The sequence below is a fragment of the Bradyrhizobium sp. F1.13.3 genome, assembly GCF_040548265.1.
GTDB lineage: Bacteria > Pseudomonadota > Alphaproteobacteria > Rhizobiales > Xanthobacteraceae > Bradyrhizobium.
In genome coordinates, this window is record NZ_JBEPRI010000018.1 from 119,529 (window position 1) to 139,396 (window position 19,868).

General features: G+C 60.4%; 16 protein-coding genes and 1 pseudogene. 1 reads left to right on the forward strand and 16 read right to left on the reverse strand.

The annotated features are described in order from the left end of the window. Position 1 precedes the first annotated feature (1 nt). Positions 2-1,738: an ATP-binding domain-containing protein gene (locus tag ABIB66_RS35185; protein WP_354257757.1), complete on the forward strand. Its 1,737-nt coding sequence runs from the start codon at positions 2-4 to the stop codon at positions 1,736-1,738. A 39-nt stretch (positions 1,739-1,777) separates the two neighbouring features. Here ABIB66_RS35185 and mobF read toward each other — a convergent pair whose 3' ends face one another. The 16 genes and pseudogenes from mobF to ABIB66_RS35265 form a co-directional block, all read right to left on the reverse strand. Continuing rightward, positions 1,778-4,666, reverse strand: coding sequence for a MobF family relaxase (mobF, locus tag ABIB66_RS35190; RefSeq protein WP_354257760.1), 2,889 nt, complete (start codon positions 4,664-4,666; stop codon positions 1,778-1,780). Beyond that, positions 4,663-4,947: a hypothetical protein gene (locus tag ABIB66_RS35195; RefSeq protein WP_354257763.1), complete on the reverse strand. Its 285-nt coding sequence runs from the start codon at positions 4,945-4,947 to the stop codon at positions 4,663-4,665. Before ABIB66_RS35195 ends, mobF begins: the two co-directional genes overlap by 4 nt. A 1,033-nt stretch (positions 4,948-5,980) precedes the next feature. Continuing rightward, positions 5,981-6,141 (reverse strand): annotated as a pseudogene (locus ABIB66_RS35200) (nitronate monooxygenase); the annotation flags it as partial. 58 nt (positions 6,142-6,199) lie between these two features. Next, positions 6,200-7,228: a GTP 3',8-cyclase MoaA gene (moaA, locus tag ABIB66_RS35205; RefSeq protein ID WP_354257827.1), complete on the reverse strand. Its 1,029-nt coding sequence runs from the start codon at positions 7,226-7,228 to the stop codon at positions 6,200-6,202. Positions 7,229-7,287: 59 nt separating this feature from the next. Further along, positions 7,288-8,469, reverse strand: coding sequence for an HlyD family secretion protein (locus ABIB66_RS35210; protein ID WP_354257766.1), 1,182 nt, complete (start codon positions 8,467-8,469; stop codon positions 7,288-7,290). Positions 8,470-8,476: 7 nt separating this feature from the next. Next, complete coding sequence (locus ABIB66_RS35215; protein WP_354257768.1) at positions 8,477-8,680, reverse strand: DUF1656 domain-containing protein; 204 nt, start codon at positions 8,678-8,680, stop codon at positions 8,477-8,479. Then, positions 8,677-10,728, reverse strand: coding sequence for an FUSC family protein (locus ABIB66_RS35220; protein ID WP_354257771.1), 2,052 nt, complete (start codon positions 10,726-10,728; stop codon positions 8,677-8,679). Before ABIB66_RS35220 ends, ABIB66_RS35215 begins: the two co-directional genes overlap by 4 nt. Positions 10,729-11,191: 463 nt before the next feature. After that, entirely contained in the window at positions 11,192-12,175 is a 984-nt protein-coding gene (gene cydB, locus ABIB66_RS35225; RefSeq protein ID WP_354257831.1) for a cytochrome d ubiquinol oxidase subunit II, read from the reverse strand. 4 nt (positions 12,176-12,179) lie between these two features. Next, positions 12,180-13,592 (reverse strand): cytochrome ubiquinol oxidase subunit I, encoded by a 1,413-nt coding sequence (locus ABIB66_RS35230; RefSeq protein ID WP_354257774.1) that lies wholly within the window; start codon positions 13,590-13,592, stop codon positions 12,180-12,182. A 30-nt stretch (positions 13,593-13,622) separates the two neighbouring features. Beyond that, positions 13,623-14,465 carry a formate dehydrogenase accessory sulfurtransferase FdhD gene (fdhD, locus tag ABIB66_RS35235; protein ID WP_354257776.1) on the reverse strand — a complete coding sequence of 281 codons (843 nt, stop codon included), beginning with the start codon at positions 14,463-14,465 and terminating at the stop codon, positions 13,623-13,625. Continuing rightward, complete coding sequence (locus ABIB66_RS35240; protein ID WP_354257778.1) at positions 14,462-16,888, reverse strand: FdhF/YdeP family oxidoreductase; 2,427 nt, start codon at positions 16,886-16,888, stop codon at positions 14,462-14,464. The genes fdhD and ABIB66_RS35240 overlap by 4 nt, the downstream gene beginning before the upstream one ends. Positions 16,889-16,893: 5 nt before the next feature. After that, entirely contained in the window at positions 16,894-17,097 is a 204-nt protein-coding gene (locus tag ABIB66_RS35245; protein ID WP_354257781.1) for a thiamine pyrophosphate-binding protein, read from the reverse strand. Positions 17,098-17,441: 344 nt separating this feature from the next. Beyond that, on the reverse strand, positions 17,442-17,684 hold the full coding sequence (locus tag ABIB66_RS35250) for a hypothetical protein (RefSeq protein ID WP_354257783.1): 243 nt from the start codon (positions 17,682-17,684) through the stop codon (positions 17,442-17,444). Between the two features lie 377 nt (positions 17,685-18,061). Next, complete coding sequence (locus ABIB66_RS35255) at positions 18,062-18,310, reverse strand: hypothetical protein (protein ID WP_354257785.1); 249 nt, start codon at positions 18,308-18,310, stop codon at positions 18,062-18,064. 74 nt (positions 18,311-18,384) lie between these two features. After that, on the reverse strand, positions 18,385-18,819 hold the full coding sequence (locus ABIB66_RS35260; protein WP_354257787.1) for a hypothetical protein: 435 nt from the start codon (positions 18,817-18,819) through the stop codon (positions 18,385-18,387). A 147-nt stretch (positions 18,820-18,966) separates the two neighbouring features. Further along, entirely contained in the window at positions 18,967-19,668 is a 702-nt protein-coding gene (locus tag ABIB66_RS35265) for a winged helix-turn-helix domain-containing protein (protein WP_354257789.1), read from the reverse strand. Between the last annotated feature and the right edge of the window lie 200 nt (positions 19,669-19,868).

The following is a 19,868-nucleotide window of genomic DNA, read 5'->3' on the forward strand; positions in this document are numbered from 1 at the left end:
AGTGGCGATCTGCATCCCGGCACCAGAGATCGTCATTGCTACCTCCGCGGCTGAGATGCGTCTCTTCTCGGCGTTGGCGGACCAGCTCGACGACAATTATCTCGTACTACAATCGGTCGCATGGATATCGAAACCGGGCGGACAGGGCCCCCGTGACGGCGAGAGCGATCTACTCATTTGCCATCCTCAACACGGCGTCTTGGTTATCGAAGTCAAAGGCGGTCGGATCGATCTCGACTATCGCAAGCTCCGCTGGACCTCGACCGATCGCAATGATGCAGTGCATTTAATTAAGAACCCATTCGAGCAGGCGAAGCGGGGGAAATATGGCATCTTGGAGAAGCTAAACGAGAATCCTGCGTGGCAACTCTTGCGCATCGGCCGCTTCACGCTTGGCCATGCCGCATTTTTTCCGGACGTCAGCGACAGCGTACGTCTCAAGGGACCCGACGCGCCGTCCGAGATCATGGGCGATCGCAGCGATATTGAAGCCCTCACCGCATGGACGACACGAACTTTTTCTTACTGGCGCGATGAGAACTCGCGCGGCCGGCGAGCGGTCGCGATCGGGAGCCGCGGTGTCGATACGATCCGCCACATATTCGCGCGCGTCGCGACGACCCGGCCGCTTATCTCCGCCCGGCTGCATGACGAAGAGCACGAACGTATTGAGCTCACGCGTAGGCAGGCAACCGTTCTCGACTTCCTGGCACGCCAGCGGCGCGTGATGATCGCTGGCGGTGCTGGCACCGGCAAGACCCTAATTGCCCGCCAGAAAGCAGAAAGGCTCGCCGAAGAAGGGCTTCGAACCTTACTAGTCTGTTACAACCGCGGGCTCGCTGATCATCTTCGCGAGCAGTGCAGCGACATCAAGGATCTCGAAGTGGCAAGCTTCCACCAAGTTTGTCACCGGTGGATCGCCCGAGCGCAGGGGGAGCTTGGACGCGACCTAATGGCAGAATGTCGTAGAGATTATCCGGGTGGTGACATCTACGACCATCACCAGCCCATCGCACTTGCAATGGCGGTCGACGCCCTCGGCCCCGCCTACGAAGCAATTGTCGTCGACGAGGCGCAAGACTTTGGCGATGAATTCTGGATGCCCATCGAGATGTTACTGACCCGCCCCGACGAGGCCCTACTCTACGTCTTCCTCGACGAGAATCAGGACATCTATGGTCGGTCTGCCGCCATCCCTATCAAGGGCGAGCCGATCGTCCTAGACCGGAACTGCCGCAATACCGGATCCATCCACGCAGCCGCATACCGCTACTATCGGGGCGCGACGGTCGAGGCACCAAGCATACCTGGCATTGAACCGGAGCTCATCACTGCGATCGGTGTCGACAAACAGGCACGCGCCATTTCGGCCCTCGTCACTCGGCTAGTGGCCGAGGAGAAGGTGGCACCACACGACATCGCCGTGCTCTTATGCCAGACCACGGACCGCGACATCAAGGAGCGCGCGCTCACCACCAATCCGATACCAGCTAACGCGAAGTTTGACAGGCTCGAAGCCTACCGGCCCGGATCGATCACTGTCGACAGCGTCGCGCGGTTCAAGGGTCTGGAACGCGCCGTCGTCATCCTTTGGGCGCTCGATGGTTGCTCGCCCGTTCGCGATCGGGAGACGCTTTACGTTGGAATGTCGCGCGCTAAGTCGCTGCTCTACCTCTGCGGCACGCAAGAAGCTTGCGAACTCGCCATCCACGGTGGGAAGACGGATGCTCCCTCGTAACGACACTGACCTAACACTGATTGTTAGCCTGGGGCCCTATTATCTTTCGTATTCATAAGCAACAAACCTTTTTTGTAGATGAAGCTTGGGCTTCGACTGGCGGTGCGCATACGATTGCACCTTAGTCAGAATTGACCTGACGCTTGCCGGCATTTTTCGATCTGGCAAAAAGCTAGTTACAAATTGTCTTAGGTAGGCCGCAAGGTCATGCGCACGTCCGCTGACTGAACATGCGACCTCTTCAAGCCGGCGTGACGTATTGAAAGCGGCCAGGATATTAAGAATACCTTTTGATTTGGGTCCCCACAAGGCACCCTTTTCTATGAACTCAAGTCGATCCGCCGCGAAATCCACGACATTAGCTTTTTCGTGATATCGACCAGCTTCATCGAACAGCCGTTCGAGCATTGCTGACCTCGCCGCCGGATTTCGAGGATCCGCTTGGTGCCCGCGACAAGCAGCATCGAGCCGCTGGCTCTCGACCACGATCCGGGCATCATGACGGTGGCGGGTCAAAGCGACATAGGTCTCGCGAGCGTCCGTGGCACTCCCGATATAGTGCACAGTGGCCGATGCGGTCCGACCTTGTGCAGAATACGCGGAGCCCGCGATAGCGTGAACTACTTTCGGAACGCCTGAATTGCGACGTCGACGTTGGTCGACAAAGCCGGACCAGGGGCCTTGGATGAGACGGCCATCTTCAAGCCGGATTCCAATGTGAGCAAAGCCGTCGCCGCTCCGCCAGCATTTCTCTATCGTCCCGCGGGTGCCGTTTCGAATTCCGTGTTGGCGCAGTGTTTCCCCGAAACGGAGCTTATCCCCGATTGCAAGCAAGAAGGGACCCGGGACATCATCGCGATCGACGGCTCGCACCCTGAGATCATCACCTCGAATTTGGCCATCCTGACGCAAAATGTCGCGAGCGATGAGATTAAGTGCCACAGCATCTCGGTTGCGGCGGGTAACGATAAGAACATCATCGCCGTGAGACCGCCTGAATTCCTGCCAGGCCTCGATAGCCCGTTCCAGCGCAGCCTTCCTGCCCGCAATTAGATCGAGAGAGCCATGCTCGGCGTAAGTCCGCAGGCCAGCCTGCGAATCGCCTTGGGCCATCACAACTGATGCGGCCCGTTGCCAATCGACGGACTGTCGCAGGACCCTACTCAGCGTTGCCTTGCGTCCGATAATATCGGAAACGGCCTTCATCGCGCTGCCGCCACCCACCGACGCCAGTTGCCTGCGATCTCCGGAAAGTAGGATTTTCGGGGAGCGGTTAAGTTCGCCGGGCGAGGATCCGATCGTCGCAGCCTCAAAAATAGCCGCCATGTCTCGCGTCCCGACCATTCCGGCTTCGTCCACGATAATGACCGTATTCGCGTCTGGGATGGAGCGTTGGCCCGACGCCAGTTCGTGGCGAAACCGAGCGATCGCGACTGCCTCGATGCCTGCCGAGCATGAAAGTTCATCAGCCGCGACCCAGGACGGCGCGAGACCTATGACTTTCAGGTCCGATCGCCTAGCGGCGTCGACCGCGCCTTTGATCAAAGTCGTCTTACCAGTCCCCGCACCCGCCTCCAATAGGCAAACCGGATCGGTGGACGCTGCCAGCCGAATGGCCTGGCGCTGTTCTTCGGATAGACGCGGGGCGGCCGACAGCGCAGCCTCGACCGCCTCGGATTTGAACCAGGATCCGGGTACGCGCTGCGCGACTAGACGAAGCAATTTTGCTTCTTCCGCAGCGATTGCAGGTGTCGTCCAATGTTGGCCAGCTTGGCTTTGATCTAGGCGAACGAGTTTTTCTGCCGCTTCCAGGTTCGCTATCTCATTGTAGACCGTCTCGATACTATGGCCATGCAAGGCAGCCTCGACAAACGAGCGGTGCAGCAAGGCCTTACGCGTAAGTACACTCTCGGTACGAAGGAGGGTTGATGCCGCTGTCGCAACACAAGTGATACCTGGAATTTCCGGCGGATCAAAATCGGGAGTGATCTCCGGACTCTGCTGTAGGCGCGGCGCCCGCCCGGCCTCAAGAACGGCCGTCCACGGGTCAATGTCGAACGTTGCAAATTCCCGCTTCCACCGTTCCTCGAGCTCCATTTCAGTTGGCACCGTCACCTTGCTGCGGCGAGTCGAGAGATTTGCGATCTCCTTCTCGGCCGCGGACGCATCGTTCCCTACGCAGGCCTTGATTTGCTGTGAACGCCTCGAGAAATGCTTGATCATTGCCTCGGGAATTCCTGCGATTTCGAATTGATCGCGGCCCGCGGGCCTGAGCGCGCATCCAATCTCGCACAGTTTTTGCGCCAATGCTGTTCTGAAGGCTGAACCCAAGACGAGCTGCCACCGATAGGTCCGTTTGGGCTCAACCGTCAGAACTCTCTTCCCGTGGCTTGCCAAATTTAACAACACGGAATGTGTGTGGCAGGCGGGGTCCCCTTCCCGCGAGGTAAAGTGCGGGAATTTTGCAACCGAGATATCGGCCGGCGCCTCTCGCGACCGGCCCCCGGCGCCGAGCCTCACTTCGACAAGACGTTCGCTTACCATGAACTGAAGCGCCTGATCGACGGCCTCCTGTTGAATGCGCTCCAACACGGCGCGCTGTTGAGGCGTGCCGGCGGCCCAAAGGATGCCGAAGGTCTTTGGCGTCGAAAACGTTATATCCCACCCAGCTCGATGCTGCTGACCGGCACCCCGCACCAACGGCTTGCCAGTCCGAGGGTCAACCCCCGCGCAAAGGTCGCGGAACGTTTCTGTATCGACCGGCGCACCGTTCCTGACAATGGTTGAGCCTCTTGACCACCATGTCCCACTGCCACCCTGTGAATAGTAGTTGTCACGGGTCCGTGGCCGGGCTTCGCGGTTGGGATCGTCGGTATAATAGGCACCGGCGCTGCGGCCGCAGCCAAGTGCATGTAATGTTGCGGTCACTTCGTGTCCGCGGGTCGGTAGCGGCATAAGCCCGTCGACGGCTGATTTGCTCCGGCGCTCAGGCGCCCGACGAGGCGCGCGAGCTCCAATAAAGCCTCGTCGACATCATTCTGACGTTGGATGAGTACCCGATGACGCAGAGCGGTTTCGAACTGCTGACCAATGCATTCGGTGATCATGGCCTCGGCAGTCATTCCGGCCTCGGCTGCCGCCCTCGACACCGCAACAGCAAGATCGGCTGGCACGTCGATATTAAACCGCATCGTCTTAACGTTGCTCATGCTGCCTTTCCGCGCGACTGAACCTGGCTGTTAGCTAGGGATGGCGTTGATGAGAGGCAATGATATCCGGCCGCGGCCGCCTTCAGGCGCTCTGCTGCCAACTTGCAGCTTTAGTGCGTGGGGTGTGACAAGAAATCTCTTTGGCCTTCTGTTGGCCTACAATCAGGTCTTATTAGTAAGGGTTGGTCGTCGTTGGCCTTGTTGGGGAAGAACATTCACAGACAAGACTTGACTGAGGAGGTGCGTGGCGCAGAGAGCATCCTCCTGGGAGCAACTGCAGATTTCTGAGGCGGGAAGCTCTCAAATCTTGTCTGGCTGCGCTGTAGCCTCATGCAGGGAGATTCTTGCAATACCCGCTGAATGGTACTCGGCCAATGATATGGGTACTGTTGCCGCCCTGGGCGCCTCTAGCGCGTTCCATCCCATGACGATGCCCCCGTGAGTGACCCCTTTGCGCCAGAAGCCGTCGTTCGATATGCGTTCATTCCGCAAACTCCACTTGGCGTCGGCCATGCGGGACGAAATCAAACCCTCTCGGGAGTATCCACAGTCGCAGACCACACCAACGAGCGTTTAGTACGGTGTTCGCGTTGGCTACCTCTAGATTGTTTGACTCTCGGGAGACATCGTGCCACGCCGCGCGCTAACTATTTGAAGACTTGACCTCTCGCTCCTCAGGCGAAAACCCACCATTCGAGCTACGGACGAGACCGGCATTTCGCCACCAATCTTTTCATGGAATCCATCGTGGCTCATCCAAGTACTGGCCCAACCCTTCAATTCCCTTCGGTGGTGGACAGCGGGGTTGGTTGGCGTTTGCCCTCCGCAGGCAAAGGTCACACGCTCGAATCGTGTCGGGTGCGCCCATTTTCCCCGGTTTCACACAATGATGCGTACGCTATGGCTACATTTATTCTCCCTCCGGAATTGTGCGAGCAAACTGGCTGCGCTTTTCGTATCGTGATCGTCGCTGCTGAGCGAATCGCCCACGGCGCTCCGAGGCAATCGCGCGAGTTAATTTGGTACCGAGAGGGCCATCAAGGAAGCCGGTCAGCCGTCCCCGGATGATCTGTTCGGCCTCGCTGATGATGCGATCGATCAGCTCTTTGACTCTCGAGATGTCGCAGATCAGGCCGACCACCATGCCGAGTTCTATGCGCCGGCATCCATCCGACCGTCGATCATCACCTTGGGTAGGCGTAAGGTCGCCCGCATTTCCAGATAGATAGAGGTTGCCATGCAACCCCGCGAGTCAGCCGCCCGTCACACTCATGTGGCGGGCGAGCGCGGGGCGCTGATGTCGCCGGTCGATGATGAACTCATGTCCCTTGGGCTTGCGCGCGATGGCATCCTCGATGGCGCGGTCGAGCAGCCCAGTACCCTCCGATGCGCGCAAGGCAGAACGCAGGTCGGTGGCGGCTTCCTGGCCAAGGCAAGTGTACAATGTGCCGGTACAGGTCAAGCGCACGCGATTGCAGGACTCGCAGAAATTGTGCGTGAGCGGCGTAATGAAGCCCAGTCGGCCACCCGTCTCAGCCACGCGCATATAGCGGGCAGGGCCGCCAGTCCGGTAGCCGATATCTTGCAGCGTGAATTGGTCGGCAAGCCGTGCGCGCACGAGCGAAAGCGGCAGATACTGGTCAAGCCGACCTCCGCCGACGTCGCCAAGCGGCATGACCTCGATCAGCGTGAGGCCCATTCCGCGGCCATGCGCCCAGCGCACCAGGTCGCTAAGCTCGTTCTCGTTGATACCCTTGAGCGCCACCGTGTTGATCTTGACCTCGAGGCCCGCGGCCTGCGCAGCATCGATGCCGGCCAAAACCTTGTCCAACTCGCCCCAGCGCGTCACCGCGTGGAATTTTTCCGGATCAAGCGTGTCCAGCGAGACGTTGATGCGCTTGATCCCCAGGGCGGCAAGCTCGTGGGCGTATTTCGCCAGCTGGGAGCCGTTCGTCGTCAGCGTCAGTTCCTCCAGCGCGCCCGAGCGCAAGTGCCGGGCAAGCGAGCCGAAAAGCGTCATGATCCCACGCCGCACCAGCGGCTCGCCACCGGTCAAGCGAAGCTTGCGCACGCCACGTTCTATGAACGCGCTGCACAAGCGATCGAGCTCTTCGCGACTAAGAAGGTCGGCCTTTGGCAGGAACGTCATGTTCTCGGCCATGCAATAGACGCAGCGGAAATCGCACCGGTCCGTCACCGAGACGCGCAGATAAGTGATCGCACGCGCGAACGGATCAACCAGCGGCCGCACCGGTCGGCCGGCGCCCGCGAGGGCATCCATTTCAAGCGTTTGCCCGTGCTCGGTCATGGCTGTTTGCACGGGCACAATGACTCGTTTTCTCATCGTATGACCTCACTCGTTTGCGAAGATTTGTCTGGCACGCGAGATCGATCGTCTACCTGAACGGTAGCGGTCATGCCGGCTGCAAGAACGACGCCAGACGGCACGTCGTCGATATGGATGCGAACCGGGATGCGCTGGGCCAAGCGCACCCATGTGAAAATCGGGTTGACAGTAGCTACCCCCTGATTGTTTGGCTGCGCGTTCGCGACGTTGATTGCGCGGGCGACGCTATCGACGTGACCGTGTACGATCTGATCGTGGCCCATCAGCTTGATTTGCGCCGGATCTCCCACCCGGATCGGCGCAAGGTTCGTCTCCTCAAAATACCCATCAACCCAAAACGAATTGGCATCGACAAGGGAAATGGTGTTCACGCCGACATTGACGTAGTCGCCAAGCTGCGCCATCAGGTTCGTCACATAGCCATCGACCGGTGAAAGAATGCGCGTGCGCTCGAGGTTCACTCGCGCCTGGTTCAGCTGGGCTTTGGCTTGCGCGAGACCCGCCTCGGCGCTCAGGCGCTGCGCTTTCAGCGTCGCGACCTGCCGCAGCGTCTGATTGAGGCTGTCCTGTGCCGACTGCACCGACGCTTCCTGCTGCCGCAGCTGGGAGGTAAACTGCTGGGCATTCTGAACTGTGCCATAGCCGTCCTTCGCCAGCTTTTGGTAACGTTCGGCCTGTTGTTGTGCAAACACGAGTGCGGCTCGCCCCAGCCGTAGTTGGGCCTCGCTGGCATCGATCTGCGCTTGCTGGACGTTCATTTGAGCGTCGATACCCTGCACGTTCGCCTGCCCCTGCTGCACCGCCGCCTCAGCCTGGCTGACCGCAATAGTGAAGTTGGTTGGATCGATCACCAGCAGCAGATCGCCTTTACGCACGTATTTGTTGTCGGCCACATGCAGCTCGACGATGCGCCCCGCGACCTCGGGAGCCGTCGTGACGACATAGGCGCGCACGGTGCCGTCGCGCGTCCACGGTGTCCCCATGTAGGCGCCCCATGTCGCCCAACTGAGCAGCCCGGCAAGTGCAACCGCTGCCAGCGTGATCAGAAATGGACGTATCTCCATTCTGCTGCTGGTCGCAGTGCGGGATTCCGGCGGAGGCGACGGCGACGAGACGGGTTCGCTGCGGTCGTCCACCGTTTCGCGGCGCGTGGATGTAACGTCAGTAGCAGTCATGACGAACTCATTTGGCAATGATCAGGATGAAGGATGAAAGAACCATGATGTACACTGCAGACACGAACAGGGCCGGATGCCAGACGTATCGCAGCAATCCGGAGCGGCTGGCGAAGCGACGCAGCGCGATCGTGACGAGCCAAGCGCCGACCATCATGAGCGAGATGGGCGCAACATAAACCCCGAACAGGTCGATCTCAGCGAATCTCATGCAATCGCCCTTGCGTCGAAGTAGGATGCATGCTCGGCAACCGCCTCGGTGATGACCAGGATGCGACTGCGCGCGCGAAGTGCGATGGAAGGCTCCGGTGTATCGGGGTTGGAAGCAATGCGCTGGTCAAGCTGATGCAGTCGCGCGATGGCGACCGCACTGTTTCCCTGCGCCAAGGCCTCGAGCGCGGTGTTGAATTCCGTCATCAGCCGAAGGAGCGGAGCCGCGTGGCGAAGATTGATGATCGCTCTGCCGACTGAAAGCGCGGCGAGCAGTCGCGCGTGCTGCAAGGGTTCGGCTTCGCTGGGCAATGCGGCCAATCGGCCGTATACGCGGCTCTCCCAGTCCTCCAATCTCGGAAGCAGCGAGGCCGTCGCGAAACGGCGCAGGTCGCGCAAGGTGAGGGCGAGCAACCGGCGCGTCCGGAGCGCCGTCGACAGCGGCGGCAGCAGCTGAAACGACAGCACAGCGACACCACAACCAACGAAAACGGCCACCGCGACGTTGTAGAACTGCGCCGTGTCATACGTCATCTGATTGGTTGGTGAGACGAGGGACATGAAACTGGATGTCATGGTGCTCAACACTGCCATCGAGGCCGGCGTGCGCCACCGGGCCACGCTAAAGCCGGCAGGAATGAGAAAAAGACCGAGGGCCAAACAAAGGGCCGGGAAACTCTGCAACGATGGCAGCACGGCGAATTTGATCGTCGCTGCGCAAATAATGCTGGCGGTCACGCCAATCGTTACCGCCAGCGCGCCAGCGGGGGCAAGGTCGCCTTTCGGCGATAGCAGCAGCAGCACGATAGCGGCAATGAGGATCGCGAAGGCACCATCCGGCCACCCTGTAGCTACCCAAATCAGCTCGACCATACTGATCGCCAGAGACGCGCGTCCCGCATTGACGAGAGCAGGGATCCAATCAGGTACGCTGAGCCGGAGGCCGCGATGGCCAGCAAAAGCTCGGTAAGGAGCATCAACGAGCAGCGCCACTCCATCGAGCACGTCTAAGATGCCAACCAGAACCTTGGCGCTCTCGTCGGCGAGCAGCCGCAGCGATGGCGTTTCGGCCGGCAGCGCCAGCAGCGTGCGCACTGCGCCTTCGCAACCACTGCGCAGGGGCATAGGATCAGCAATCCAGCGTTCCGACGAGCCTGGGTTCCCCGCGGATTGCAACTCGGGCGGAATAATGCGCAGGATGGTTCCCGCCTCCCGTCTTTCGGCTTCCGGCAAGCGGCTCAGACGCGTCGCGACCCCGTGCCAACCAACGAGCGCCCTGAACAGGCCGAAGACAGCAGTTTGCAACAACAGCGACTGATAGCGCAGGTGGCTGGATTCGCCGAGCGCCTCATCGATCATCGGGTCGAGTGCGAGCACGCGCCGAGCGAGCTCCCGTCGCTCGGCCTGCGTATCGGGCAACAGCTGCTCCGCGAGGCCAAGCATGCGCGTAAATCGGCCAGCAATCTCGACCACCAAATCGGCCAATGCCCCGGCCAGCCGCCGTTGAGCGCCGCCTAGATCTGTCCCGGCGAGGACAACGCCTGCACACACGATACCGATGCAGATCTCGCTGGCGCGCGTGACCGCAAGCATGAAGATGTCCGGACTCGCTCCTCCGGTCGCGCCGAGGTTTTCGGCGGCGATGATCACCGCCGTATAGCCGGCAAGCGACGCCGCGTAGGACACGAAGTTGCGGGACCCCGTAGCGGCGAAAGCGCAGACACCACCCCACAGTGCCAAGACCCCGAGAAAGGCAATCCGATCCTGCGGAAAGCACGCAGTCAGCACCACGACTGTTGTAGCGCCGAGCACAGTGCCAACCATTCGAAACCAGCCCTTGCGCAGCGACGCCCCGAGCTGCGGCTGGCATACGACTGCCGCCGACGTGCCGGCCCAAAATGGATTGTCGAGCTCGAGCCAGAACGCCAGGAATAGCGCGAGACAGACGGAAGCCCACAGCCGCACTGCGTGAAGAAGCGGTGGGGCCGCACCGGTTGGCGTATCCGTCCAAACCCCGCCGAGGCGTGGCGATGCGGTCGTCGTCTGCATGCGACTGCGCTCCTAAGCCACCTACTCCGGCCAATGCTGCATGTGCAGATTTATCAGCTCGGCTCGTAGCATCATGTTCTCTTAGACTCGATCCCGAGTGAACCGGCGACCACCAGGAACACAATAAGCACACCAAACGCGAGCGCCAGCAGGGCCCATTGATGATGTGCAGGGAGAAGACCGGTGAACCCGCATCTGAGCGATAGCTCGAGGAGCTTCTCCCCCAACACTGAACCAAGCTGAGAGCCGCAGCTGACCTGACGGGTTAGGAACAAATGGTCGCCCGCATCGTCGCGTACTGAGCAATCTGCCCGAGCCTGACGTGTGCAATGTCCGCGCTGGCGGAAAGCCGGCAGCGGCCTCGGCAACGCTCAAGGTGTTAGTTTCCATGCTCTTAGCAGTCATGTGAACCTCTTTGCTTGCTTGTCTGTTTGCCGGATGACCGCTGCGATGAAATTGCTGATCAGTAGTGCGCTGGCGTGTTGTCGACTCTACCGCGGAAGACTCGATAGCCGACCAGCGTGTAGAGCAGCATCAGTGGGAACACAAAGATCGCCCCCCACGACATGAACGCTAGACTGGACTCTGGTGCCGCTGCCTGCTGGATCGTGATTTGGAACGGGATCATGTACGGCCAGAACGACAGCGCGAGCGTGCCGAACGCCGATAGAAAAATCAGCGCAACCATATGGAAAGGCCAGTAGTCGTTGTGACGCACGACGCTGACGCCGAGCACACCTGCCGCGATCACCCCAATTGCCGGGAAGACGAATAGATAGGGCAGCTCGATCCAGCGATGCAGGATCGCAAGGTGCTCGACGAGAGCGTGGCCGAAGACCCACAGCAGGAACGCGAGCAGGCCAAGCGAAAGCGTTTGGATCCGGCGTCGTGCGATGTCGCGCACCTCGCCCTCGCACTTGCGCACGAGCCAGCATGCGCCGAGCAGCGAATACCCGATGCAGAGACCCACGCCGCAAGACAGCGCGAACGGCGTGAACCAGTGGAACTCGCCACCGGCGTATTCGCCCTGCACGAACGGTAGGCCTTCCACGAGCGAGCCCACCATCGTTCCCTGCATGAAGGCAGCGACGAGCGAGCCGGCACTGAAGCTCACATCCCAGACCCACTGCAGGCGCTGCGTCTTGTTGCGGAATTCGAACGCGACGCCGCGCAGGATCAGCCCGAGCAGCATGAAGATGACCGGCAGATAGAAGGCAGAGAGCAGCGCCGCATAAACCGGCGGGAAGGCGCCCCACAGGGTGACGCCGGCGACAACCAGCCAGGTTTCGTTGCCATCCCACACGGGGGCGACCGCTGCCAGCATGGCGCGGCGTTCGCTCTCCTCGCGCGTCAACCCAAACAGAATGCCGACGCCGAGATCGAAGCCATCGAGCAGCACGTACATAAGAATGCTGATCGTGAGAAGCGCAACCCAAAACATTATCATGACACTATTCTCCAGCGCCGACGTAGGCGCGCCCGCTGACGGGGATTTCGTCACCGATTGAGATGGGCCGGTTCGGCGCCGGATCGTACGGTGCCTGGTTGATTGGCGCGGCGGGGCCGGCGCGAAGCAGGCGATAGATGTAGAACATGCCGAACAGGAAGATGAATAGATATACGACCCCGAAGAGGGCGAGCGTGATCGACACGCTGCGCGCGGTGAGGAACGGTGTCATGGCATCCGCAGTGCGCAGCACACCGTAGACGACCCAGGGCTGCCTACCGACTTCCGCCGTGTACCAGCCGGTCAGAATCGCGATGAACGGCAACGGAAAGCTCAGGAAAACCCCGATGAGTAGCAGGCGGTTTTGCATGACGCGATTCCTGATCGCGGAGTACGAGCCGTACCAGGCGAGGAACAGCATGATCAGGCCGCATCCGACCATAATGCGGAACGTGAAGAAGGGGATAACCACCGACGGACGATCCTGCGGCGGGAACGAGGTGAGGCCGACTTCCTTCGAAGTCAGGCTCGAACTCGCGATGATGCTTCCCAGTAACGGAATCTTCAGCTCGAAGCGGTTCGACTGCCTCTTCTCGTCCGGCATCGCGATGAGGACTTCGCTTGCCGGCTGCTCGTCGTGCCAGCGTGCCTCGATCGCGGCGAACTTCGCCGGCTGATACTTGTGCACGTAGTCTCCGACCAGATGCCCGAAAAACAGCTGGGTCGGAATGAGAACCGCGGCGAGGAACAGTCCCATGCGCAGCATGATCCGGGCCTCAGCGTAATACACATCGCGCAGCATGTACCAAGCGCCTGTCGCGGCTACGCAGAATGCGCCGGTGAGGTAAGCGCTGAGCAACATATGCGGGAAACGCACCCACACCACCGGATTGAAGATGATCGTGGTCCAGCTCGTCGGCACAAAGACGCCATTCTCGACCACGTAGCCGACCGGCACCTGCATCCAGCTGTTGTTGACCATGATCCAGAACGCCGACAATGTCGTGCCAACGGCGACCATCGCGGTCGAGAATAGGTAGAACCACGGCGGCACGCGTGAGCGGCCGAAGATCAGCACGCCGAAGAAGCCTGCTTCCAGCATGAAGGCCGTGAAGGTCTCATAGGCGAGCAGCGGCCCCTGGACCGGCCCGGACATTTTCGACAACACGCTCCAGTTCGTGCCGAATTGAAAGCCCATGACCACGCCCGAAACCACACCAAGGCCGAAAGCCACACCGAAGATCTTGAGCCAGAACTCAAATAATGTCTGATAGACGGCGCGGCCGGTCTTCAGATGCAGCGTTTCAAGCACCGTGAGCCAGGCTGCGAGCCCAATCGTGAACGCCGGGAAGATGATATGGAACGAGATTGTGAAGCCGAACTGAATGCGAGACAGCAGGAGAGCGAGTTCATGCATCGGGGTGCCCCATGGTGGCCTGAATACTTGTCAGTTCCGCACGGTCTGCGGTCTGACTCGTTCGGCGTGGGTAAAGATCTCGAAATCGCGGTCACGCGCGATTCCAACGAGCGTCATGCCGCAGGCTTTCGCCGCACGCACCGCGAGGGCAGTCGGCGCCGACACAGCGATCAGAATAGGGGCGCCGAGAGCCGCGGTCTTCTGAACAAGCTCCACCGAGACGCGACTGGTCATAACCACTACGCCGGTCGCGCCACCGATTGCACTCAGCGCCAGCGCGCCGACAAGCTTGTCCAGCGCGTTATGGCGGCCGACGTCCTCGCGGATCGCGACGATGCCCTTGCGCGGCTGCCAGAACGCGGCTGCGTGTAGGGCGCGCGACTCCCGATTGAGAATCTGTTTCGCCGAGAGCTGTGCGATCGCCGCGACGATCGCCTCCGGCGTGACCTGCAAGGGCCCGCCGACGGGCTGAGCCGGGCGCGCGGCCTCGGCCAAGCTTTCAATGCCGCAAAGTCCGCACCCGGTCGGGCCGGCACTCGCGCGACGGCGTGCCGCGTAGGGCGTCATGCGGTCTTTCGCAATCCACATCCGCAGCTCGGCGCCGAGTTCGCCGTGCACGATTTCAAGCTCGGCGATGTCCTCGGAGACCGCGATGACGCCCTCGGTGAGGCTCAGTCCGACCGCGAAGTCCTCCAGATCGCAAGGCGTCGCCATCATGACAGCATGCGAGTGGCCGTTATACGTGAATGCGACCGCCGTCTCTTCCGGGATTGTCCGCTCGCCCGGCGCAAGCCGGCCCGCGCGCGAAACAACGCAAGCGTTGCGCGTCACAGGAGCGGGCAGACCAAGGGCTTCGATGTCCAGGAATGTCATGGGACAGTCACTTTCGGAACGATGCCGGTGGGATCCTGCGGGCTGGTCCGCTGATGCTCGGGGGGTTCTTCGCGTTGATCGGCGTCGGGCACATGCGGCGTCACAAGAACAGGGATCGACTTCGCCGCCGGGCACTTGCTCTGCGCGTCGTGGTGGGAGAGCGGGAGCAGCGGGTTTGTTTCGGGGTAGTAGGCGCCGACGGAGCCGCGCGGAATTTGGTAGGGCTTGACCTTGAAGCCGCGCACAACGCGTTTTTGTCCGTCATCGGAAACAGCCTCAATGTCGACGAGAGACTCGGCCGTGATAGCCCGGTCAGCCATGTCGCCGTCGTTCATGAATACGACCATCCGGCCGCCGAACACGCCGCGATAGCGGTCGTCCAGATTGTAGATCGTCGTGTTGTACTGGTTGTGGCTTCGCAACGTCGCGAGCAGCAGCACCGACTTGTTGGCAACCCGCGGATCTTCGGCGACACCTTCGAACATTAGAAAATTCGCGCGCCCGGTCGGGGTGTTCCAGATCCGGTCGCGCGGGGGGGTTGTCAGGTGGAAGCCGCCTGGCTTGCGGACGCGGTGATTGTAGTCGGCAAACAGGGCCGGAAAGACGTCCTCGATCCGGTCGCGGATCAGATCATAGTCTGCTTCGAATCCATCCCAGTCGATGCCGCTATTGGGAAGCGTCGCGCGCGCGATGCCGCAGACGATCGATACTTCGGACTTCAGATGCTTGCTCGGCGCGTGCACGAGGCCGGAGGAGGCATGCACCATGGACATGCTGTCTTCGACCGTAATGGCCTGACGTCCCGTCGCCTGCATGTCAATGTCAGTGCGTGCAAGGCAAGGGAGGATCAACGCTTGCTTGCCGTGAACCACGTGACCGCGGTTCAGCTTGGTGGAGATCGCGACCGTCAGGTCTACGTTCCGTATCGCCGCTTCGGCGACCAGCTTGTCGGGCACCGCCGCGATGAAGTTGCCGCCGAGTCCCATGAAGTATTTGCACTGCCCGTCTCTCATGGCAGCAATCGTGTCGATCACGGAACGCCCGTGGTTTCGCGGCGGCTCGAAGCCGAAAACCTTCTTCATCGAGTCGAGGAAGGTTGCGCTCGGCTTCTCGTCGATGCCGACCGTACGATTGCCCTGCACATTGGAATGGCCACGCACGGGGCAGATGCCGGCGCCCGGACGGCCAAAGTTGCCGCGCAGCATCAGGAGGTTGGCGATCTGCTGTGCGTTCTCCGAGCCGTGCCGATGCTGGGTGATCCCCATGCCGTAGCAAATGATCACGGATTTGGCGTGCAGGTAGACGTGCGCCATGCGCTCGATCTCGTCGAGCGTGAGCCCCGAGACGCGTATGATGTCGCCCCAGCTTGTGCGCCGCATGTCCTCGACGAGTGCGTCGAAGCCATGCGTGTGTTGTTCGATGAAAAGGAGGTCGAGGACCGGATCCTCGCCAGCCGCGACGGCCGCTTCGTGCACTTCGAGCACTCGCTTCATGATGCCCTTCAGCGCCGCGACATCGCCACCAACTTTGACCTGGCAATATTGGCTCGCAATGCGCGTGGAGGAGAACGTCGCCATCTCGATGGGGCTCTGCGGAGCCGCGAACCGCTCCAGCGCCCGCTCTCGCAGCGGATTCATAACGACAATCGGCGCGCCGCGGCGCGAAGCATTCCACAGCTCTGTGAGCATGCGCGGGCTATTCGTGCCGGGGTTCTGCCCGATGATGAAGATCGCGTCCGCGTGCGCGAAGTCCTCCAGCAAGACCGTCCCCTTGCCGATGCCGATGCTCTCGGGAAGGCCTACGCTGGTGGGCTCGTGGCACATGTTCGAGCAGTCGGGAAAGTTGTTCGTGCCGAACCGGCGCACGAAAAGCTGGTAGAGAAACGCGGCCTCGTTCGACGCGCGGCCGGAGGTGTAGAAGTCCGCATGGTCCGGGCTTTCAAGCGCCCGCAGCTCACGGCCGATGAGCGCGAAGGCGTCTTCCCATGCGATCGGTACGTAGCGGTCGGTCTCGGCGTCGTAACGCATCGGGTCCATCAGCCTGCCCTGCTGTTCCAACCAATAGTCCGAGTGCCCGTTCAGTTCTCTGACGGTGTGAGACGCAAAGAACTCACGCGTAACGCGGTGACTGGTCAGTTCGAAGGCGACGGCCTTTGCGCCGTTCTCGCAGAACTCAAACGAACTCGTGTGCTTGGGGTCCGGCCAAGCACAACCTGGACAATCGAAACCATCAGGCTGGTTCATCTTGTGCAGCAAATCGCTGCCCTTAAGCACTACGCTCTGCTCGCGCAGCGCCCGTGCGGTCGCGAAAACCGCGTCCCAGCTGCCGGCTGGATGGTCATACGTCTCGAAGACCGGAATCCCGTCATCCGGCACGTCGATTTCCGAGGCGAGCTTGGCGTCAGCGGTTTCAGGCGTGCTCATTCCAATCACCAAATGGTTTGCGTGATCGTAAGGACTGCAGTGGACGCGAAAGCGGCGACCTCTTCGTGCCGCACATGTATCCACTCGATCTTGCCTTGCCGGCGAATAGCGTCGGTCAGGCCGTTCAGGCTGTCGCTCACAATTCGATAGATTCGCTTGACGCCAGCGGCAGCAGGGATGGCAGCGAATTGATCCGGGACGGTTGTCATGAAAGTCGCTCCGAAGTTAGACGCGTCGACTGACAGATTTTGGCATCCCGCGGACGGCGAAGAAGACTTCGCGGCGTACGCCGCCCAAATCCTTGAGACGCAACTTGATGATTTTGCTTGCTGCGATCTATTGCACGCTGGTCACGCGGGATACGTTGATGATTTACTGCCTTGCACCTTCGTTTACCTATTCGGCTCCTGGAGCACTTTCATTCAAGTTGCCGCAATGCTGTGTGGCAGCGGGAGAGTAACGAAGAGCGTTGCGTGTAGTCGCCGAGTGGATAACGATGGGAGTCGGCGTCTGCCGTTGCCGGGAAAGCAGCGACTGCGGTATGAGCGCGTGCTCAGAAAGCCTCGAGAGCTTGCAATTCGGCGCGGCATTCCTCGCTGAAGGCGCGCAGCGGATCTATCGCACGAGTGGCCATTAGGTCTCGCACCTCAGGTAAGGGCTTGTTGCGTGCAAAGTACGCGTCGACGATCATTCGAGTGGCCGCCTCCGCTTCTTCGACCACGGCAGGGCTCGGCAGAAGGCGCAATCGGCTGATCAGCCGTAGATCCTGACAGGAGCCGAAACCTTGCTTCGTCACGTCCTAGAGCGTCGGCGTGCAGCTTCGAAGCCTCATCGATGAACCACTTATAGAGCTTTTGCCGCCTAACTGTGTTCCCCCGGGGCTCCTGTGGCCCGGTCCAGGCGACGCAAAAGAGCCATGCTGATGTGAATGACTTCAGTCCACCGTTTCAGACCCTACCAATGCTGTAAGAGCAGGAAGGTAGGCGGAACCCATGAGGCTAGGGTCGCTCACCGGCCAAGCCACCCGCTCTAGGCGGCTTCGGGATCAATCGCGAGCTGCGCTGCCGAGTGAAATAGGGCCAGGCCCCACTGGATTATCACCCGCCACTCTGCGGCTGGGGAAGGGATCGACACGCATCGGCGATCGCGCGGTTCAAGGTAATGGAGCACGTTTCAACAAGCGCTCAGCGCAAGCTTTTCCTGAATCAGATCATCGTTCAAATATCCGCAAGGCACCCACTGCCTGATTCGAACATCGAGGAGACGTTGCGTTTGCCTGGAAGCGGCCGCTTCGCCGGCGTAGACAGCAAGTTTTTCCGAGACTTCCTCCGTCTTCTCGAGCGCCTCGACGAGAATTCGGTCGCAGTTCGGGGCGAGAGGTACGCCGGTCGACGCTTTGGCCGCTTGAAGAGACGGCGGCAATTTGGCGACTTCTGCGCACTCTAATGTCACCGCCGAAGATCGACGGCGAGCAGGTGATATACCGGCCTGAGTGTTCAGATTGCATCCAATTCCTGGCGGCACGCCTGACTAAAGTCGCGCAAAGGATCGAAGCTCTCGCTATCGACTAGATGCTGCACCTCGACCAATGAGCGATTGGGTTCGGAGTACGTATCAACAATCGTCTTTACGACGGCCGACGCCTGATTCAACACTGCATCGCTCGATTGAATCCGCATGCGGCCAATCAGGGCATAAATGCTGACGAGTATCGCCGCATCAAAGCTGGACTTCACAAGTGCATCGACATAGAGCCCCGATGCCTCCTCAATGAAGCGCCTATAGATCTTCTGTCGCTTTGCTTTTTCAGACAGTTTCTTTCTAGCGCTTTCCCTTCGATTTTGAGTGAACCACGCCGCGACGAACGATGCAGACCCAGCAACCAGCGATCCACCGAAGGCAACTAGTGCATGAACGTAAATGGGTCCCATCCGGCTCTCCTTGATCTGCTCAACCCGAAGTCGGCCCCGGGAGTCGACCGCAGAATCGTAAAACCCTGCAGCATTCTCCAGTTTCCTGCCCCCGACCTGGCCAGTTGTCGACAATCACGAGAAGCTTTCGCGAACGAACGAGATCGATCAGCTCCAGATCAGGATCTTCGCTTTGAGTGCAAGTCCCAGGGATGTCGCAACGGCCCCCGCAACATGATGCGGATCGGTAAGGCATTCCAGGTCAACAAAACAGACTTCGCCGCCGAACTCCTCGGCAGCGGCGCGGGCAACCGCCAGGGCAACGGTCGTCTTGCCAATTCCGCCAGGGCCGAGCAGCGTTACGAACTGCTCATGTCGAAGCTTGTCGCTGACCTCGCTGATGACTTCGTCGCGACCTATCATCGTGAGCGGTCGCACAAGGAGCCGGCCTTGGTGCCGGGATTTGTCGTTTCCGTTCTCCGTACCGCCCGCGATAGGGGCGACGGTGCCGACGAACGAGTAGCCACGCCCCTTGATGGTTGCGATGTAACGGTTGCCGAATTGGTCGCCGCCAAGCACCTTACGGATCGCGGCCACGTGGACCCGGAGGCTCCCCTCCTCGACGGTTACATCCGACCAGACATGGTCGATGAGTTCTTTCTTTGTGATGACCTCACCGGGGCGCTCGGCAAGATAGATCAGGATGTCGAAGGCCCTGCTGCCAAGAGGCAGGTTCACACCGTCGCACCGAAGCACCCTCTCCCTGCTCGCAAGCTCAAAGGGGCCAAACTGCAGTTTTATGTGAACATCATCGTCAGCCATGGCCTTGGGGGTGGCGTTAGTCTGCTTTTCGGCAGTTCCGTTAACCATGCGAAATCCCAGCTTGCGGTTCTGATAGACATGAGCTTGCTTCGGCTCTCTGTGTTGATCGATATATCGCGCGCACCGGAGTGCGATTGAGTCGACTTCTGCGTCCGCTCACTTAGTGCTGAAGAGCGCCGACTTGCCCATATGGGCTCCTTGCCACGATCATGTGTGATTAGTGGCTGGCACAAGCGCTCGACGGTTCC

Excerpts from the sequence above, each read along its gene's own strand:
- ABIB66_RS35195 (WP_354257763.1), bottom strand. The coding sequence starts at position 4,947 with ATGAGCAACGTTAAGACGATGCGGTTTAATATCGACGTGCCAGCCGAT.
- moaA (WP_354257827.1), bottom strand. The coding sequence starts at position 7,228 with ATGGATGCCCTCGCGGGCGCCGGCCGACCGGTGCGGCCGCTGGTTGAT.
- ABIB66_RS35210 (WP_354257766.1), bottom strand. The coding sequence starts at position 8,469 with ATGACTGCTACTGACGTTACATCCACGCGCCGCGAAACGGTGGACGAC.
- ABIB66_RS35215 (WP_354257768.1), bottom strand. The coding sequence starts at position 8,680 with ATGAGATTCGCTGAGATCGACCTGTTCGGGGTTTATGTTGCGCCCATC.
- ABIB66_RS35220 (WP_354257771.1), bottom strand. The coding sequence starts at position 10,728 with ATGCAGACGACGACCGCATCGCCACGCCTCGGCGGGGTTTGGACGGAT.
- cydB (WP_354257831.1), bottom strand. The coding sequence starts at position 12,175 with ATGATAATGTTTTGGGTTGCGCTTCTCACGATCAGCATTCTTATGTAC.
- ABIB66_RS35230 (WP_354257774.1), bottom strand. The coding sequence starts at position 13,592 with ATGCATGAACTCGCTCTCCTGCTGTCTCGCATTCAGTTCGGCTTCACA.
- fdhD (WP_354257776.1), bottom strand. The coding sequence starts at position 14,465 with ATGACATTCCTGGACATCGAAGCCCTTGGTCTGCCCGCTCCTGTGACG.
- ABIB66_RS35240 (WP_354257778.1), bottom strand. The coding sequence starts at position 16,888 with ATGAGCACGCCTGAAACCGCTGACGCCAAGCTCGCCTCGGAAATCGAC.
- ABIB66_RS35245 (WP_354257781.1), bottom strand. The coding sequence starts at position 17,097 with ATGACAACCGTCCCGGATCAATTCGCTGCCATCCCTGCTGCCGCTGGC.
- ABIB66_RS35260 (WP_354257787.1), bottom strand. The coding sequence starts at position 18,819 with ATGGGACCCATTTACGTTCATGCACTAGTTGCCTTCGGTGGATCGCTG.
- ABIB66_RS35265 (WP_354257789.1), bottom strand. The coding sequence starts at position 19,668 with ATGGTTAACGGAACTGCCGAAAAGCAGACTAACGCCACCCCCAAGGCC.